This is a genomic window from Polycladidibacter stylochi (genome assembly GCF_001562055.1).
In the GTDB taxonomy this organism is placed as follows: domain Bacteria; phylum Pseudomonadota; class Alphaproteobacteria; order Rhizobiales; family Stappiaceae; genus Pseudovibrio; species Pseudovibrio stylochi.
This window is the reverse complement of sequence record NZ_LLWE01000014.1, coordinates 82,539-101,138: the sequence shown is the minus strand read 5'-3', so window position 1 is coordinate 101,138 and position 18,600 is coordinate 82,539. Positions and strand designations below refer to the sequence as shown.

Annotated in this window: 14 protein-coding genes; 6 read left to right on the top strand and 8 right to left on the bottom strand. The window is 45.7% G+C overall.

The features are described from left to right. The first annotated feature begins 215 nt into the window (after positions 1-215). From AYK67_RS02420 to AYK67_RS02400, 5 genes are all read left to right on the top strand, one after another. Complete coding sequence (locus AYK67_RS02420; protein WP_068081825.1) at positions 216-842, top strand: NnrU family protein; 627 nt, start codon at positions 216-218, stop codon at positions 840-842. Positions 843-1,112: 270 nt separating this feature from the next. Beyond that, complete coding sequence (locus AYK67_RS02415; RefSeq protein WP_068081822.1) at positions 1,113-1,772, top strand: DUF2659 family protein; 660 nt, start codon at positions 1,113-1,115, stop codon at positions 1,770-1,772. A gap of 13 nt (positions 1,773-1,785) precedes the next feature. Continuing rightward, entirely contained in the window at positions 1,786-3,111 is a 1,326-nt protein-coding gene (locus tag AYK67_RS02410; protein WP_156453025.1) for an outer membrane protein assembly factor BamB family protein, read from the top strand. An 81-nt stretch (positions 3,112-3,192) separates the two neighbouring features. After that, the gene (gene der, locus AYK67_RS02405; protein ID WP_068081819.1) at positions 3,193-4,593 is read left to right on the top strand and encodes a ribosome biogenesis GTPase Der; all 1,401 of its coding nucleotides are present in this window, start codon (positions 3,193-3,195) and stop codon (positions 4,591-4,593) included. 243 nt (positions 4,594-4,836) lie between these two features. After that, on the top strand, positions 4,837-5,631 hold the full coding sequence (locus AYK67_RS02400; protein ID WP_068081816.1) for an inositol monophosphatase family protein: 795 nt from the start codon (positions 4,837-4,839) through the stop codon (positions 5,629-5,631). Between the two features lie 112 nt (positions 5,632-5,743). Here AYK67_RS02400 and AYK67_RS02395 read toward each other — a convergent pair whose 3' ends face one another. The 8 genes from AYK67_RS02395 to AYK67_RS02360 form a co-directional block, all read right to left on the bottom strand. Then, positions 5,744-6,493 carry an SDR family NAD(P)-dependent oxidoreductase gene (locus AYK67_RS02395; RefSeq protein WP_068081813.1) on the bottom strand — a complete coding sequence of 250 codons (750 nt, stop codon included), beginning with the start codon at positions 6,491-6,493 and terminating at the stop codon, positions 5,744-5,746. Then, on the bottom strand, positions 6,494-7,984 hold the full coding sequence (gene purF / locus AYK67_RS02390) for an amidophosphoribosyltransferase (RefSeq protein ID WP_068081811.1): 1,491 nt from the start codon (positions 7,982-7,984) through the stop codon (positions 6,494-6,496). It abuts the gene before it with no gap. Positions 7,985-8,091: 107 nt separating this feature from the next. Beyond that, positions 8,092-8,724 carry a CvpA family protein gene (locus AYK67_RS02385; RefSeq protein ID WP_068081809.1) on the bottom strand — a complete coding sequence of 211 codons (633 nt, stop codon included), beginning with the start codon at positions 8,722-8,724 and terminating at the stop codon, positions 8,092-8,094. Positions 8,725-8,814: 90 nt separating this feature from the next. Continuing rightward, a complete protein-coding gene (radA, locus tag AYK67_RS02380; RefSeq protein WP_068081806.1) occupies positions 8,815-10,209 on the bottom strand; it encodes a DNA repair protein RadA in 1,395 nt (464 codons plus the stop codon). Between the two features lie 34 nt (positions 10,210-10,243). Then, on the bottom strand, positions 10,244-11,413 hold the full coding sequence (gene alr / locus AYK67_RS02375; protein WP_156453024.1) for an alanine racemase: 1,170 nt from the start codon (positions 11,411-11,413) through the stop codon (positions 10,244-10,246). A 141-nt stretch (positions 11,414-11,554) separates the two neighbouring features. Next, a complete protein-coding gene (locus tag AYK67_RS02370; protein ID WP_068081800.1) occupies positions 11,555-13,042 on the bottom strand; it encodes a replicative DNA helicase in 1,488 nt (495 codons plus the stop codon). A 515-nt stretch (positions 13,043-13,557) separates the two neighbouring features. Then, positions 13,558-15,666 (bottom strand): hypothetical protein, encoded by a 2,109-nt coding sequence (locus tag AYK67_RS02365; RefSeq protein WP_068081797.1) that lies wholly within the window; start codon positions 15,664-15,666, stop codon positions 13,558-13,560. Between the two features lie 196 nt (positions 15,667-15,862). Continuing rightward, complete coding sequence (locus tag AYK67_RS02360) at positions 15,863-16,774, bottom strand: sugar kinase (RefSeq protein WP_068081794.1); 912 nt, start codon at positions 16,772-16,774, stop codon at positions 15,863-15,865. 181 nt (positions 16,775-16,955) lie between these two features. On the opposite strand from AYK67_RS02360, the gene AYK67_RS02355 reads away from it, so the two are divergent. Continuing rightward, complete coding sequence (locus tag AYK67_RS02355) at positions 16,956-18,584, top strand: EAL domain-containing protein (RefSeq protein WP_068081791.1); 1,629 nt, start codon at positions 16,956-16,958, stop codon at positions 18,582-18,584. Positions 18,585-18,600 lie beyond the last annotated feature (16 nt).

Below are 18,600 nucleotides of genomic sequence, written 5' to 3'. Positions count from 1 at the left end.
GTAGGGTAGTTATAATGGTGCCAGGGCAAAGAGCTGCAAAAAGCCCGCTGGCACCATTTCACAATTAAAAGCAATAATTACTGCGAATAATTTGCAATAACAGTTGTTATCTAAAGCCATTCAGCGCTAAATGGGCACAACCTCGGGAGCTTTGGTTGAACAGTCCTGCCAAAGCAGGTTTCGCAAAAGCGCTGATATAGGATAGATATAAAACAATGCTTTACCTGACGATTGGAATAGCCCTTACCATCATCAGCCATTTATTGCCCCCGGTTTTTATAGGTGCGCAAACCACTAGTAGTGACGGCAGTAAAGGTGCTTCGCCAAATCCGGCAGAAACAAAGCGTGCAAAAAAAATCAAGGGCATGTTCCATGGTCTGGCAACAATCGGGCTGGTGTTGATTATCTATGGTTTTTCTGAAGCGCGCTATAGCGACTATGATGTTTTGTATTACCCCCCTCAGTGGACACGCCACCTAGCTTATACGCTTTTACTTCCTGTATTCCCGTTGGTATGCTCCGTTTTTTTTAAAGGTTACATACGCAAAACAATTGGCTATCCGGTCCAATATGCCATCATGCTGTGGGCAAGTGCGCATCTTCTGGTCAACGGCGAAAGCCATTCCATTATTTTGTTCGTCAGTTTCTTGGTCTGGGCGATTATCTCCAGACTGACCTATGCAAAGCAAACAAGTACAGCTTTGGCCGGATCAAGTAATCTGCGGCAAAAAAAGACATCAATGCGCCTCAATGATGCCACTGCGATACTATTGGGCATGAGTCTATACTTGGCAATGCTGCTAAAAGCACATGAATGGCTCATTGGCATTTCGGCGCTGTAAGATTGATTAGCATATCAACGGTTATTGATAGGTTTTGCATCAATTTTGGCACGTTTTTCGTATCATATTAATATCAAAATGGTGAAAAACTTAAAATACAACCAAATCAGACGTTAGGTAATTTGAATTGGTGCCCTAATTGTGCCATTAATCAGTTGAAATAAGTGGCATAAGAGGTTTGCCTTGTTTGCAATCGCCTTGTATTGTGCGCGCCACCAGTCACCGTGAGTGGCCCTTGATAACAACCGTTCTGCAGGAATGAGCTAAACCATGTCCGACATTTTTCGCGAGGTCGATGAAGACGTAAGAACCGAGCAGTATGCACGCTTATGGAAACGATTTGCGCCTTTTGTTTACTTAGCCGCCGCGCTAATTATCCTAGGAACTGCAGGCTATAAGGGCTACAGCTATTGGCAACAAGGCCTCTCGGAAAAGGCTGGCCAGACATTTTTGGAAGCCATAGAGCTTTCACAAGCTGGCAAGCATGAACAGGCAAGAAAACAGCTCGAAACACTGCAAGATGCCACGGGCGGCTATCCAATGCTGGCGCAAATGCGCATCGCCGCCGAGTACTCGGTTGAAGGCAAAGCAGAGGATGCGATTGCCGAGCTGAATAAAATAGCAGCAAACGGCGATTATCCTACAGTTTATCGTCAATTGGCAAATATCAGAGCGGCATATTTAATGCTCGATACCGCCAGCACAGATGAATTGAAAACGAAACTAAGCTCAGAGCTAAGTACAGGTAATGCATTGCATTTTTCGGCACAAGAGGTCATAGCTCTCTCTCAGTATAAAGCCGAAAAATATCAAGATGCACAAAAAACACTTACGAAAGTCGTTGAGGATGCAACCGCACCTTCAGATATTGTTGGCCGGGCACGACTTTACCTGGAACTGATCAACTCGAAAATTGGTTCAAAAACCTGAAGGACTTTAGGGCGTGACGAGGATTACTGGTAAAAAACTAAGTAGATACTTAACATTAATTGCGGTTACTGCAGCACTCGCCGGATGTGCTGGTTTAAACCCGTTTGGTGGTAAAGAGGAGTATTTAGAAGGAGAGCGCATTTCCTTACATGATGCTCCAATAGCGAAAGGTCAGTCACGCTCAGCTTCCATAGGCCAAGCAACAACGCCAGGTGCTTGGGTGCAAGCTGCTGGCCCGCTTACCAATAATCCTGGCAATATTTCCCTTTCTATTTCAGGGGCATGGGCTTGGAAAAAGGATTTAAGCCGTTCTGGAGGTTTAGGTATCAGCTCCAAGCCATTACGCTCAGCCGCTCGACCTGTTTCTGATGGTAAAAACATATATGTTTATGAGCAAAGCGGCCAGCTGACCGCCTTGACAACCGCCGGTGGTCGGGTCTTCACAAAAGATTTGCGTCCGGAAGGTGAGGATGGTGTAAGTGCTGGCGGTGGCGTTGTTATCTCCGGTTCTAAAATCTTTGTTGCCACAGCTTATCGTCAGTTGTTTGCCCTTGATAAATCAGGGAAAATCGTTTGGGCTGTGGATGTTGACGTTCCACCTCGTTCAGCACCTGCCGCAGCTAATGGCGTGGTTATAATTGTCACGCAAGATAACGAGGTTCAAGGTTACGACCAAAAGGATGGCTCGCAACTTTGGAGCTATTCAGGTCTTGCTGAAAGCGCTGGCCTTTTATCATCAGCAAATGCTGCGATTAAAGGAAATACGGCGGTAATTCCGTTTTCTTCTGGCGAGGTTATGGCCATCGACATCAAAAAGGGTGAACCAAAATGGATTGCCTCAGTCGCGCGCTCTTTCCGTACCCGCGCTTTGTCAGGACTTTCAGACATTTCGGCATCTCCGGTTATAAGTGGCAATAAAGTTATCGCCACTTCCGTATCAGGTCGCACAATTGCAATTGATTTAAAAACGGGTGAAAAACTCTGGCAGGTCGACACAGGTGCGGTGCATACACCAATTGTTTCCGGATCAAGTGTATTTTTGGTTGGGTTGGATGATAAACTTAGAGCATTGGATTTGAAAAATGGCGATGTGCTCTGGACTACCTCGCTTCCAACGGGTAACAAAGACAAAACCTCAGACAACTGGGCAGGTCCGATACTGGCAAAAGGGCAACTCATTGCGCTGTCAGGTTCTGGTAAATTTGCGGCAGTTGATGCAAAAACAGGCAACTTGGTTGCTTCAAAAAACATAAATGAAAAAGTATACGTAAGCCCAATCGTAGCTGGAGGTCGTTTGATTGTACTGACAGCGAAGGGTAGCGTAGCAGCGCTCAACTAAAACTCCTCAGTATCGACTAGGAAAAGGGAGGGGTTGCCCTCCCTTTGTTTTGAGTAGCTGCCTAACCTTAGGAGTGAATGTGTGACTGCTACAGTCGCCATTATTGGCCGTCCCAATGTTGGTAAGTCGACCCTTTTTAATCGTTTGGTTGGTAAGCGATTGGCATTGGTGGACGATTCACCGGGCGTAACGCGTGATCGCCGCTCAGGCGAAGCGAAACTTGGTGACCTGCGTTTTACTATCGTTGATACCGCAGGCTTGGAAGAAGCAGAAGCCTCTTCTTTGGAGGGGCGTATGCGTGCGCAAACAGAAGAAGCAATTAGAGAGGCTGTTGCCGTATTGTTTCTAATTGATGCACGTGCAGGCCTTATGCCGTTAGATGAGCATTTTGCAAACTTGTTACGGCGTAATGAAACACCTGTAATACTGTGTGCAAACAAGGCCGAAGGAAAAGCAGGTGAAGGCGGCTTATATGAGGCCTTCCAGCTTGGCTTTGGCGAACCTATTGCTCTTTCTGCAGAACATGGCGAAGGACTTTCAGAGTTATACTCAGCGCTACAGCCAGTTATTGAAGCTTGTGATGATGCCTACAACCCTGAAGAAGAAGCTCTATCAGATGTAGACGTTGAAGAAGTCGATGACGAAGAGCAAATTGGTACCAATGAACGACCATTACGTATGGCGATCGTCGGCCGCCCGAATGCTGGTAAATCAACACTCATCAATTCGATGTTGGGTGAAGAGCGCTTGCTGACAGGGCCCGAAGCAGGTATTACGCGCGATTCAATCAGCGTAGAATGGCAATGGCAGGACCGCTTTATCAAAGTCTTTGATACGGCAGGTATTCGCAGGAAAGCCAGAGTACAAGAAAAGCTTGAAAAACTATCTGTTGCAGATGCTCTTCGTGCCATTAAGTTTGCCGAGGTCGTTGTTTTAACGTTAGATGCCACGAATGCTTTCGAAAAGCAGGATCTACAGATATTAGAGCTATGTGCAAGAGAAGGGCGCGCCCTTGTAATCGCGGTCAACAAATGGGATTTGGTTGAAGATCGTGAGCAAATGTGGGACCGCTTAAAGGACTGTCAAGACAGGTACTTAAACCAACTCAAAGGCATGGAAATTGTTACAATTTCGGGCATGCATGGTCAGGGTCTAGATCGTCTAATGAAGGCAGTATTCCGCGCCTATGAAATGTGGAATCGTCGTGTTGGGACATCGTCATTAAACCGCTGGCTAGATGGTGTTCTGGTGCACCATCCGCCCCCAGCTGTTTCTGGGCGTAGGGTACGTTTGCGCTACATGACCCAGCCCAAAACGCGGCCGCCGCACTTTGTTGTTTTTTGCTCAAGACCTGAACAGCTACCAGAGAGCTACACACGCTATCTAATCAATGGGATTCGAGAGCGCTTTGATATAAAAGGCACTCCAGTACGCCTCTCTTATCGTAAGGGCGATAACCCCTATGCGAAAAAACGCCGTTAAAACTGCTATATATAAGCACATTAGGGAATACCCTAGTGAAAAAGGGTGGCACATGTGTCACCCTTTTTTGGTTCAGTGGATTAAAAATAGAGTGGCTTTGTAATATCAATTATATCTGTTTGATCAGTATCGTAAGACCATATTTGATGGCGCTGTGAGTTTATTGATGTAATGAATAAAGACGAACAAAGCAGTAGAACAATTTGATTTCCAATGAACTCAATTTGAAACTTAGGTGGAATAATGACAGACACAAGGTATGAGTTTGCCTGTAAAACCGTAAAGCAGGCAGGTGCGTATGCACTCGAGTATTTCAAACGCTTTGATACATTAAATGTAGAAGCCAAGGGCCATCAGGATATGGTCTCGGAAGCAGACCGTAATACAGAAGACCTTGTGCGCCAAGCAATTGAAAATACGTTTCCTCAAGATGGAATTGTAGGTGAGGAACGAGGAAATAAAGCCAGTGAAACGGGTTATACTTGGGTCATAGATCCTATTGATGGAACGCAAAATTTTATCACGGGTATCCCGCAGTGGTGCGTAATCATTGCGTGCGTTAAGGACGACGAAATTGTAATCGGCACGATTTACGATCCATGCCATAACGAATTATTTCATGCTCAAAAAGGCAAAGGTGCTTTTGTTAATGAAAAGCCCATCAAAGCCTCCCAGTCAATTTCATTAAAAAGCGGTAGTGTAGGCACCGGATATCATACAAAAGGCGACTATCGTCATACCTTAGCTGCACTCGAACTCCTTATGAAACAAGGCGGTGTTTTCTTTCGCAATGCCTCAGGGGGATTGATGCTGGCTTATGCTGCAAGTGGACGTCTCATTGGCTATATTGAAGACTTCATGAATTGTTGGGACTGTTATGCTGGCTTACTAATTGCCCAAGAAGCAGGAAATCTCGTTGATCCTATAGATGTTCAAGCTGGCTTAAAGAAACAACCACGGATTATTCTAGGGGCACCTGGGGTCTATGATAGCCTTAGGGAAATAGCAACGGCGACCTTCCCGGACCGAAATAAGTAAGCGCGATCAAATGGCGCAAAGCTGATTCAATTTATTATCTAAAATATCCATTAAAATTAAAGAGTTAGGGCGAGTTTTTGAATCAAAAACACAACTCGCCCAAACCACTATTCTATCCAATAAGGGGGATAAATGTTTTAGTATCCCCCGTTGGATGATCGTAGATCTTCCCGTTTAGTGCACAAGAAGGCAAGCACAAATCGGCAATGGAGCTTGCAATCGAGCTCGGATGCGGCAATATCTCCGGGTCTTCACCAGGCATCGCTTGCGCGCGCATTTGGGTGCGCATACGGCCCGGGTTCACCAACATGGCGTTAACATTGGTTTGCTGATTTTCGTTCGCATAGGTGCGTACCAAAGCCTCAAGCGCAGCTTTTGTTATCGAATACGGCCCCCAATAAGCTTTGCACTTATGCGCGGCACTTGAAGATACAAAGACTGCACGCCCGGCATCGGACTGTCGCAGCAATGGATCGAGTGAGCGTATCAATCGCCAGTTAGCCGTCACATTAAGGGCCATTGTCTCTTCAAACTTCTTCGGCTCCACATGGCCTAGGGGAGACATGGGGCCAAGAATACCGGCATTTCCCAACAGGATATCAAGCTTTTTCCAGCGCTCGAAAATAACAGCGCCAAGGCGGTCAATGGCCTCATAATCTGTTAAATTTAGCGGTACCAAAGTGGCGGAGCCGCCGAGCTTTTGAATTTCATCGTCAAGCTCTTCGAGCCCACCAGCCGTACGTGCAACAGCAATTATGTGCGCGCCGCGTGCCGCCAGTTCTTTGGCACAAAAATACCCAATCCCGCGTGAGGCACCTGTAACCAGTGCAATACGCCCTTCGAGTGTTTTATCTTCGTTCATTTACCCCACCTCAACCAAGCGTGGTGCTTGTCTGTTATCACCATCATCGCTCAAATCTGTGAGCGGAGTCGGATAGTCCCCGGTAAAGCAATGGTCGGTAAACTGTGGGTTTTCATTGTCACGCCCATCAAAGCCCATTGCCCTATAGATACCATCGACAGATAGGAAGGCGAGACTGTCGGCGCTTATATAATTACGCATCCCTTCCAAATCATACTTAGCAGCCAGCAATTTTTCGCGAACAGGTGTATCAATACCGTAATAATCGGAGTATTTAATCGGAGGTGATGCAAGGCGGAAATGAACTTCCTTGGCACCAGCATCGCGGATCATTTGCACGATTTTTAAAGATGTCGTGCCGCGAACCAAACTATCATCCACCAAAACAACGCGCTTGCCTTCAATTTGCGCCCGGTTGGCAGAGTGTTTAAGCTTTACACCAAGGGTTCTTATCTGCTGTGTTGGTTCAATAAACGTCCGTCCCACATAGTGGTTTCGAATAATACCAAGTTCGAATGGAATTCCGGATTCGTTGGAAAAGCCAAGCGCTGCAGGCACACCTGAATCTGGAATAGGAACCACAACATCGGCTTCAACAGGCGTTTCCCGGGCCAGCTGCATGCCAAACTCTTTGCGCACGTCATAAACGCTACGTCCATCAAGTACAGAATCAGGACGGGAGAAATATATGTATTCAAAGATACAAGGACGGGCAGGGCGTTTACCGAACGGGAAATAGCTCTCAATGCCAGCAGGAGTACAAACAACGACTTCGCCATTTTCTACTTCACGAATGAACTTGGCACCAATAATGTCAAGAGCACATGTTTCCGAGGCGAAAATTGGCGCACCATTCAAATCCCCCAATACAAGCGGACGGATTCCAAGAGGATCGCGGGCACCAATTAGCTTCTTTTTGGTGAGCGCAACAAGCGAGTAAGCGCCTTCCATCTGGCTGATGGCCTCAATGAAACGATCAACGATTTTTGTTTCGCGTGATTTAGCGACAAGTTGTAAAACGACTTCAGAATCTGAAGTAGATTGGCAGATAGCACCATCGCGGATCAATTGACGGCGTAAGCTCATTGCATTGGTGAAATTACCATTATGGCAAACGGCAATACCACCGCCGTCAAGCTCAGCAAAGAGTGGCTGCACATTACGCAAAACGGGTGCACCGGTTGTTGAATAGCGCACATGGCCTATGGCATATGAGCCTTTAAGTTCGTTAATGGTATCGGCATTAGAAAAATTATCGCCAACCAGCCCTAAGTGGCGTTCGGAGCGAAATTGATCCCCGTCGTAGGTCACAATACCGGCGGCTTCTTGGCCACGGTGTTGCAGTGCATGCAACCCCAGAGCAGTTAGAGCAGCAGCATCTTCGTGACCAAATATGCCAAATACCCCACATTCTTCTTGTAAGGTATCTCCCATGAGCTCATCACGGGTAAAAGTCGTTGCAGGTGTGGAAGGGACAACACCGCCAGACATGGCGTACTCCTCAAATGTTATTGGCATGGATTTGAAAACGGCAATCGAGCGCGTTTAATCCTTTGCTTTACTGGTCACAGCCTCTCACAGGGCTTCTTGGGTGGCAGTTAGTTTCCACTGCCACCAGTTTCGCTGAGCTGTTCAATTCCCTGACGTTCGGAAGGGGAATATCCAGCTTCTTCTTCGTTTTGCGCACCATTACTGGTATTTGTTGTTGCTTTGTTACGCGCTTTTTTTAATTTATCAAAGGTCTCTGAAAGCAAATCGTCTGGCAAAATGCTTACAAACGCATCTCTTGTGCTACCTAAAATGTAACGGGACTTTGCATTGGCAACCCAGTTAGGTTCTTTTTCGGCCGGAACAAAAAAGAAAAACAGAACCATACCAGCTGCAACCAGTAAATACCCCCTAAAAGCGCCAAAAATAAAGCCAAGTGTTCTATCAAGCGCACCAATACGACTATCAAGCAAAACATCCGATAAACGCATGGTGATAAAGCTGACAATAAGCAAAGCCAGAATAAACAAAATGGCCATAGCCACAACATTGGCTATGGTCGTGTCGCTAATGTAGTCTTGCACGTAAGGCAGTGCATCCTCACGGAAAAAGTAAGCCGCAGCAAATGCAGCTACCCACGACAGAATTGAAAGTACTTCCCGCACAAAACCACGTACCATGGCAAGAGCGGCTGAGAGTAAAATAACGACGAGCAGTATCCCGTCTAATAGCGTGATCGGCATAGATCAGCACAGCCCCTTTTTTAATAGGCCCAATTCACTTGTAGCGAACTCGGACAGTAAACAGGTCTCCAATACAAGTCATAACTGCTTTTAAGCATTTACGAGATTTTGTCCACTTGAAGCAATAGATGCAACAAGCTCTGTAAGCTCTTCTATGCCCTTTAGTGGTGCAAAACCTTTGACATTATCCTTTCTGTTAGCATTAGGGATTATTGCTTGGGTAAAACCGAGCTTTTGTGCCTCCTTAAGCCGGCTGGCCGCTTGCGCAACCGGCCTTACGGCACCAGACAGACTAATCTCACCAAAATAAACACTATCAATGGGCAGTGCGACCCCGCTAAGAGAAGAAATGAGTGCTGCAGCTACAGCCAGGTCGGCGCCGGTTTCTTGAATACGCAGCCCGCCGGCCACATTCAAATATACATCGTGCTGACCAAAGCGTACCCCGCAACGTGCCTCAAGTACTGCCAGCAACATGGAAAGCCTTGCTCCATCCCAACCGATTACCGCCCGTCGCGGCGTACCTAAAGGCGAGGGGGCAACAAGAGCCTGGATTTCGACCAATATTGGCCTTGTGCCTTCGACACCGGCAAATACAGCCGATCCCGGGGTTGTGGTTGCCCGCTCTTGCAAAAACATGGCGCTAGGGTTCTTAACTTCACGCAACCCTTTATCTGACATTTCGAAAACGCCGATTTCATCCGTAGGACCGAAACGGTTTTTTACAGCACGTAAAATGCGGTATTGGTGAGCGCCATCCCCTTCAAAATACAGCACAGCATCCACCATATGTTCCACGACACGTGGGCCGGCTATCTGTCCGTCTTTTGTAACGTGACCCACAATCACCACCGTTGCTCCACTTTTTTTTGCATAACGGACAAGGGCTTGTGCTGATGCGCGTACTTGGGTCACGGTGCCAGGTGGCGAATCGGCCATTTCTGTCCATAGTGTTTGTATACTGTCAACTATGACCAGAGCAGGGCGCTCACCATCCTCGAGCGTTGCGATAATATCCTCAACGCTTGTCTCGGAGGCAAGTGCGACAGGTGCTTGCCGCAGTCCCAATCTTTCAGCACGCAAACGCACCTGATCAACAGCTTCTTCACCAGAGATGTAAACAACCCGGTGGTCTTGATTGGCCAGTACTGCACTTGCTTGCGTTAACAGGGTCGATTTTCCGATACCAGGATCGCCGCCCACTAAAATAGCCGAGCCCTTAACAAAACCGCCACCCGTAACACGGTCCAGCTCTCCAACACCTGAAACGATGCGTGGTGCTTCTTTACTCTCGCCAGAAAGTCCGACGAGCTGAACAACACGCCCCCTTGATTTACGAGAGGTTTGTGGACCGGCGCCAACGCCAGAATCGAGCCGCTCTTCTTGAATGGAGTTCCATTCACCGCAAGACTCACAACGGCCAACCCACTTTGAAGTGACAGCTCCGCAGGTTTGACAAACAAAGCGGCTTGATCTTTTTGCCATGGTTCAATTAATCCTGAAAACCTTGTAATGGGACTTACAATTGTCCTGTACGACGCTGATACCGCTGTCCTAATCCAGTTAGGATTTCATAGGAAATGGTTCCGCAACCTTGTGCAAGCTCATCAACAAGAACATGCTTGCCGAGTAATTCAACGAGATCACCGCGTTTGATATGACCATTTGAAAATTCACTAATATCAATGGCCAGAACATCCATGGAAACGCGTCCGATTATCGGTACATATTTCCCCTTAAGGTAGGCGAGAGGTCCACGAGTACGTTGACTTGATGTGCTCGCTGAACGTAAATAACCATCCGCGTATCCCGTGGAGACAGTGGCCACCTGCGTTGGTTTACGCGCCTGCCATGTGGCACCATAGCCAACACTTTGGCCAACCTCCAAATGTTGAATTTGTAAAACTTCCGCGTGAATACTGGCAACAGGTTGCATAGGATTTTTAAGCCCCGGTGTCGGGTTGCCCCCGTATAGGGCAATGCCGGGGCGCACGAGGTCGAAATGATAATCAGCACCTAAAAAAATACCCGATGAATTGGCAAGAGAATGAGGTGTTTTAGGGAATAGCTGAGACAATTGCCTAAAATTGGATAACTGTGTTTGGTTCATGCGATCTTGGGGCATGTCAGCGCAAGCGAGATGACTCATGACCAGCTGTAAATCGAAGTGTTCAAGAAAATGGCTTTGAGTAGAAAGTATATGCGCCTCGGCTTCGCTCATACCAAGGCGCTTCATACCGCTATCAAACTGCAAAGCAACAGCAAGCTTGGTTATATTATTATTTACGGCAAATGCGGCCTGCTCTTCAACTTCAGATATGGAGTTAAGTACGGCAATCAAATTGAGTTGCCTATAGAATGGGCTCATACCCGGTAACAGTCCGGCAAGAACAAAAATGCGTACATCCTGATATAATTTACGAAGTACGGCCCCTTCTTGGGGAAGGGCAACAAAAAAGTCGCGTGCCCCAGCATCATAAAATGCCTTCGCCGCAATTTCCAAGCCAACACCATAAGCATTGGCCTTTACCACTGCAGCACAACGGGTATTTGCACGCAATTGAGATTTCAATGTGAGGTAATTGTTTGCCAACGCATGAGGATCAATCGTCAACATGGCACCATGCGCACCGTCTACCCCAAAGGGTTGATTGTCGGTTTTATGATTATGATTTGTGAGATTAGGCATGAGCTTGAGTGCAAAACCCCGCAGCTGGAAAACTTCATGAATAAGTATCAAACACGCTTGGTGTCAATAACGAGCGAAAATGCCGGACATAGCGCCCGGCATTTTCAATTTATCATACAATTCGCAAAAGCGTGTTGAGGATTATTCCATGATCCTATCGGGGATGTGATCAGAATCCGCCAAATCAGAGAATCGTGTGAACTCGCCCTGGAATTGCAAGTCAACAATGCCGGTTGGTCCGTGACGCTGCTTAGCAATAATAACCTCAGCGCGTCCTCTTAGACGCTCCATTTCTGTACGCCATGTTTCATATTCGGGAGAGCCCTCGGGCGGCTCTTTTTTACCCATGTAATACTCTTCGCGGTATACGAATAAGATCACATCAGCATCCTGCTCGATAGAACCAGATTCACGCAAATCAGACATCTGCGGCCGCTTATCGTCTCGGTTTTCAACCTGACGCGAGAGCTGGGACAACGCGATAATTGGCACATTAAGCTCTTTTGCAAGCGCTTTTAATCCCGTTGTAATTTCGGTGATCTCCTGAACACGGTTTCCTTGGTTTTTAGAGGAACCTGTCAGCAGCTGGATATAGTCCACCACCAGCAAGTCCAGCCCCTTTTGACGTTTTAACCGCCGTGCCTTTGAAACCAGTGCTGCAATGGAAATACCACCTGTTTGGTCCACATGTAACGGCACGTGTTGCATATGCTGCGTAGCGGCCACCAGTTTTTCAAAATCCGCCTCGTTAATGTCACCGCGCCGAATCTTGGAAGAAGATATTTCCGTTTGCTCGGAGATAATACGGGTTGCGAGCTGTTCTGCCGACATTTCGAGCGAGAAAAAGCCAACCACACCGCCATTTACAGTCCGTAATGTTCCATCTGGTTGTTCTTCCGCCTGATAGGACTGGGCAATATTATAGGCAATATTGGTGGCAAGCGATGTTTTACCCATGGCAGGACGCCCGGCAAGCACAACCAAGTCAGAGCTCTGAAGGCCGCCCATTAGGCGATCAAGGTCCCGCAGCCCAGTTGAAACGCCAGATAATGCGCCATCACGCTGATATGCTGCTGCAGCCATTTCAATGGTTTGTGTTAGCGCTGAGCCAAAATCGACAAAAGCGCCATCACTACGCCCGCTTTCGGCAAGTTCGTACAGTCGCCGTTCAGCGCTATCAATTTGATCATTCGGCGGTAAGTCAATGGGGGCATCAAAGGCCACATTGACCATATCTTCGCCAATAGTTATCAAATTGCGACGTATTGCTAAGTCATAAATTGTACGGCCATAATCAATAGCATTAATGATAGTGGTCGCATCGGCAGCCAAGCGCAACAGGTATTGCGTGGCCGTGAGGTCGGCTATTTTCTCATCATTAGAAAAAAAGGTCTTCAATGTAATCGGCGAGGCAATTTTGCCAGCCTTAATAAGTGCCGCGCACTTCTCGTAGATATCCTTATGTGGCTCCAGGAAAAAATGCTGAGGCTCTAAAAACTCCGAAATACGGTAGTACGTCTCGTTATTAACCAATATAGCGCCGAGCAACTGGCGCTCTGCCTCTGCATTGTGTGGAACAATGCGTTGTGTTTCACTTGCTGTTTCCAGCTTTTGAACTGTGCCCTTCATTATGCCCCTCTTGCCGCTTGGACCTTGGTTAACCTTTCCGAGGCTCTAGGAAAAGAGGGGGAGGGGTTACTAAATGCATATCTTTAACAAAATTAAATCAACGGGGAAAATCATCGATACCTGATTGACAGTTAACCATTTTGTTGTGCCCTTACCATGCGGTATCACTGTAGGTAATACCAAGTTGAAACAGGAGGATAACGCTGCAATTAGCCTGTTCTTTTTGAAGGTAAGATTCGCAGCTGTGCAAAGACAGCAAAGGTATTTTTCATAGGAATCAACGCTGTAAATATTCAATATAAATGGGTAAAAAATGAGGGTATTCTAAATCAGTGAGTAGTAATTCTTTTCTGTGAATTTTTTTTGACACTTTTCTGAATAAAAGGCTTGTCATGAATCTGTGTGAGATACACGAGAATCGCGATTTTAAGAATCGTGTGTAAGAATCAGAAAATCTATTCAAACACCAAAACAGGCAGCCAAAGGCTGCCTGCGAGTGCAAAGCCAATTAAGGCTTATTGCTTTACAAAAACCGAAGCGCCAAGCTCTTCAGGTAATTTCTCAGGTTGCATACCAGCAAGAGCACCCAGAGCAATTAAGGCTACTGGTTTTTCTGGAGCCAGTTCAATGACCAGCTCATTAGGATTTTTGCCAAAGGTTTTGAAAGCATCTACAAGATTGGCCGCAAACTCACTTTTGGAAATTGGTCCCATAAGCATGGTGAGTATAGTGCCCTGTTGCTCAATATAATCATCAAGGCTGACGCCAGCTTTTTGAGCACCGTTTTCTAAGGCCTCTTTTATTAGCTGAGCATCCTTAATAACAACCTCACCGCCATTGAACGTTGCACTCATCATGGCAAGCTGTGCATTTTCAGGATCTTCAAAGATTTGTTTTGGAATGCCGCCAAAGGAAAGCTTTGCTGTGGCCATAATGCCATCTTCCACTTCAAACATCAGGTTCTTGAGATCCAGAGTTTGCTTTGCTTCATCCCACTTGATTTGCAAGTCCTGGTTTATGACTGGGTATGGCAGCGAGATATTGCCAAAAGGCAACCGCATTTGGGCATTTCCAAGCAACATGGCATTATACGCCAAGTGCTCTGTTTTCAGCCGCATATTGGTTGGGAAAGCGCCGACATAGTTGCTATTGGTGAGGTGAATTTCATCTAACCTGAACTCTGGCTTATCACTTAAACCCATATCAAACTTGATGCCAGAAAGTAAAATTTCGCCGATTTCAGGCGCCATTTTCATTCCTTTTTCAGATTCTGAAAGAGTTTTATCCTTGGCAAGTTTAACTATTTCACTAACGGGTAACCAGCTCACGTTAGCAACGCGTAATTTATCCAGATTAATTTCTGGAACCGGCATAGCCTTATTAACGTGCAAGCCAGTAAATTCGAAAGCACCAAGGGAGGTATTGGTAAGTTCTTCGAGCGCCATACCATCATATTTGGCTGTAAGTGCTGGTATGGTGCTCTTATTTAACTGAATAGGCTGTAAAACCTCGAATGTAGCCCCCTTGTCCTTAATTGAACCAATCCGGAAATTACCCATTTGCGCAATTAAATCGGCTGGATTTTCAACTTTGGGGTCATTGCCTAAATAAGCTTGGTCAACCATAGAGAACAATTGAGTGAAGTTGCCGCCATACCATTCAATATCGCGAAGCTCAGACCCTTTTGAGATAACCTTTGCTATCGGTTTACCAGCATCAATGGTCTCGAAACCCTTTTCACCAAATATTTCATAGGAAATTTGGCCATAAGCTCCTGACGAAACCAGAGTTTTTTCGTCACTCTTTTGGCCGTTGAGCATAGCAAGTAATGGACGGATATTAATGTTTTTGAGCCCGCCTGTATCAAGTTCGGCCTCAATACGTAAAGTCTTGCCGCTTTCACCAATTGGCGTCAGTTGTGAGCTTATTTGTTTACCATACTCGATCGCTTCGATCATACCGTCTTTGGCATTCGTAACTTTAGTCGTTGCAACCGTCGCTTTAGATGAAGCACCTAGACTGTCAGACTGCTCTGAAGTGATTTTACCGGTTGTCGAAAGGCTATAACCGCCCTGCATAAACTCGTTAACGAGGCTAATATAGCCGCTGATTGGCTTGGCAGGATCTTGTTTTATTTCACTTAATTGCGGCAAAACCCAATCAAGTGTGCGTGTATCTTCAATGGTGAATTTTAGTTTTTGGCTGTAAGGAGTAACAACAGTTTTTGTCTTACCGTCTTTTCCTACAATGGTTTTGCTTGTGCTTACTGTATAATTAAAGTCCATATGTGAAAGAGGGCTGAATGCTTCTTTAACGAAATAGCTATTTGTGTTTTTTTCAAAACCTTTAAGATCCAGACTATCATAGACAATACTAAAAGAACCGGTGATGCTATCGCCATCCGCGTTTAAAGAAAATGGCAAGGAGAGCGTATAGTTCTGAAGCGTGAGAGTATCACCTTTTTCCTCGGCGCTCTCATAGGCTGCTTTTTCAAACCCTGCAGTTTTTAGCCAGTTGTTTAACGCATCAATGCTTTCTAGGGCAGGTGAGGCAAGCGCTGATGTGCTGAATAATATGCCAGCCGCAACAAGCCCCAAGGAAACACTACGTGGGGATTTTTTCATTGAGTAAATTCCTCTTAAAATGCTTAGTGAATTTAATGGAACAGTCACAACCAACTAAGCTTGAATAAAACATCTGTTATATTTAATGGGAAAATGATTGAAATCAATATAACTTGCAACTCAGATAATACTTAGAAACAAAAAAAAGCCCCTTAGAGTTAACTAGGGGCTTTAAATTGGTAGTTTAATTAGCTTTTTAGAAACCTTCTGGTTTCAAGGTCGATTCCGTATAGGCTGCCATTGCAATACGGATATCATCTTGGTTCGGGAGAGAAGCTTCGTTGCCCAAATGCTGAATTGCATGTGCAGAAGCTGCGCGTGCCAATTTAAAGTGATCTTTCCAGCCGCCTGTCGGATTAGCAAGATAGGCGTAAACATAAGCGCCGTGGAACGTATCACCCGCACCGTTGGTATCAAGTACCTTGCTGCCAGGAATGTTCAAAGCTGGCAAATGTTGTGTTGGACCGAAATTCTCGTACCAAAGAACGCCATATTCACCTTTGGTGATAGCACCAACTTTAACACCCTTGTCGCGTAGATATTGCAGTGTACCTTCTTCGCCAAGGCCAAGCTGTTCACAGAATAAGTCGGAAACTACAGCAACATCAATGTAGTTCAACACTTCTTCCGTGTTCTCGCGCACAGCGCCGCCATCAAGCGAAGTCATAATGCCTGCTTCGCGGCAAGCTTTTGCGTAATGCAATGCAGCGTCAGGAATGTGGCCATCAATATGTAGCGCCTGACATCCGTCTAGGTTGAGGGTAGGGAACGGATGTAGGAAGTTGTTATCGCGACAACGAACAATCGCACGCTTACCATCTTTCGGCATAATAAAGGAAAGCGAGCTTTCCTGAACTTTACGGCTATGAATCGGAATGTTGTACTTAGCCGCCATATCGCGGAACATCCGTGCAAGCCAGTCATCAGCCATGGTGCATAACAAGTCAGGGGCGATACCCAGCTTGGCACAGGCAAAAGCAGCTGTTACCGCATTGCCACCAAAGCTCACGGCATAATCGTTGGCAATGGTTTTATCATCACCAGTTGGCATCGTGTCAGCCAAAAAAGTGACATCAATGTAGGTTTGCCCAATGAATAGTGCTTTCAATTTATTCACTCCTGCTACTTCGCTAATTCAATAGTATGACTTTTGCCGGATGACAAGATGAAGAAGTCGTTGTTTACCTGCGACTTATTTGTAAACTGATTAGAAATTTAGTTGAATCACTGCTATAGGTGGCACTCAAAATAAAAGCAGCTCTAGGCATAAACCCCCATGGAATAAGCCCTTGTCACGTCGTTATACATTATTTTTAAAGGCAGTATGTATTTCACTTGTACTTGCTTTAGGACCTTTGGTCACAGCTAATTATGTTCTGGAAAATTATGCATACGAAAGAGCTGCAGAAGAATTAGATGGTGCTGCAACAAATTATATCAGTAAATCTGAAGCATTAATTAACGAAGCGGTAACGGTACTTAAACACTTTGAAAATAATTCATCTAATATTTGTTCAATAAAAAAAAGATCGCAACTAGCGGAAGTTTTACGTAACAATCCGCAATTTAGCATGATTGGGGTTGTCGATCAATTTGGAAGCAATGTTTGTTCATTACCGTTTATGTCTATAGGCGAGCAAACACTATTGCCGAAGTTGGATAGAGATACTCCGAAAGTGAACATAGGCATTTTAGAGCGGCATGTGGATGGTATTCATTATGCCATCGTGTCTTGGCGCCTTTCAAACAATTGGCGGTTGTTTATCGAAATAAATCCCATGGCTCTGCAAATTGAATCCCTTGCGGGTTATCTAGCTAGGAATACGAAGGTTTCCATGATGTTGGGTACAGAAAGTTATTGGGTTACGCAGGATTCAATGAAATCGCGAAAACATCCCGATTATCTCCAGCTAATCAATGACAAAGATACGCTAAATATAACAAGAAACTCCAATCAATATCCGGTTTCCGTAATTTTAAGAACAAACCGAAACGCAATTCTTATACTCGTGAGAGGACTGAAGGCTAAAACGGCGATGGCATGTGCTGTGGGTGCATTAGCTCTTATAATAATTGGTTTTGTTTTTGCCTGGCGTTCTGGACGAGGGGCCGAAGATGACTTTGTTAAAGCAATAACAAATGATGAGTTTATACCCTATTATCAACCCGTTATTGATATAGATAGTGGCAAGTTGATAGGCTGTGAGGTCCTCATGCGCTGGTATCAGGGGGATGGTAGTATCAAAGCGCCGGGCTATTTCATGACATATGCCGAAAGCTCTGGGCATATTTTTGAAATGACAAGGCGTATTATGCGTCAAACAGTTATCGATTTGGGGGAGTTATATGAACGTAACCCAAACCTGAAAATATCAATTAATCTCTTTGCAGGCCATTTCAAAGATAAGCGCATTATAAAAGACGTAAAGCGTATTTATGGCGAATCTCCCATATCCCTGGATCAATTAATCGTGGAGGTTACAGAGCGCCAACCACTTGAAGATATAGAGCAGGCACGGCGAGTAATAGGCGAGTTCCAATCACTTGGTGTGAGGGTAGCCCTTGATGATGTCGGCACAGGCCATGGCGGTCTCGCATATCTGCAAAAGCTTGGCATGGACATCTTGAAAATCGACAAGATGTTTATCGATCCCATGGGAAGTGCTGAAAATACGGCAACTATAGTGGATATCATCGTAGAGCTAGGCGATAACCTTGGCATGGGCATTATCGCAGAGGGTGTCGAGAGTTATAGCCAAATCAAGTATCTTCGTGATTTGGGCGTTACTGCAGCGCAAGGTTTTATTCTATCAAAACCGCTCCCGATTGAGAACTTTTTGAAGTTCGCCAGTGATGTAAACTCTGGCCGCTTGAATCCAGTTAAAAAAATAGAAGAGCGTGCTCGAGCTTCACTTTAACTACTTAAGGAAACGA

Excerpts from the sequence above, each read along its gene's own strand:
- AYK67_RS02385 (WP_068081809.1), bottom strand. The coding sequence starts at position 8,724 with ATGCCGATCACGCTATTAGACGGGATACTGCTCGTCGTTATTTTACTC.
- AYK67_RS02415 (WP_068081822.1), top strand. The coding sequence starts at position 1,113 with ATGTCCGACATTTTTCGCGAGGTCGATGAAGACGTAAGAACCGAGCAG.
- alr (WP_156453024.1), bottom strand. The coding sequence starts at position 11,413 with ATGCCTAATCTCACAAATCATAATCATAAAACCGACAATCAACCCTTT.
- AYK67_RS02395 (WP_068081813.1), bottom strand. The coding sequence starts at position 6,493 with ATGAACGAAGATAAAACACTCGAAGGGCGTATTGCACTGGTTACAGGT.
- AYK67_RS02365 (WP_068081797.1), bottom strand. The coding sequence starts at position 15,666 with ATGAAAAAATCCCCACGTAGTGTTTCCTTGGGGCTTGTTGCGGCTGGC.
- AYK67_RS02420 (WP_068081825.1), top strand. The coding sequence starts at position 216 with ATGCTTTACCTGACGATTGGAATAGCCCTTACCATCATCAGCCATTTA.
- purF (WP_068081811.1), bottom strand. The coding sequence starts at position 7,984 with ATGTCTGGCGGTGTTGTCCCTTCCACACCTGCAACGACTTTTACCCGT.
- radA (WP_068081806.1), bottom strand. The coding sequence starts at position 10,209 with ATGGCAAAAAGATCAAGCCGCTTTGTTTGTCAAACCTGCGGAGCTGTC.
- AYK67_RS02370 (WP_068081800.1), bottom strand. The coding sequence starts at position 13,042 with ATGAAGGGCACAGTTCAAAAGCTGGAAACAGCAAGTGAAACACAACGC.
- AYK67_RS02400 (WP_068081816.1), top strand. The coding sequence starts at position 4,837 with ATGACAGACACAAGGTATGAGTTTGCCTGTAAAACCGTAAAGCAGGCA.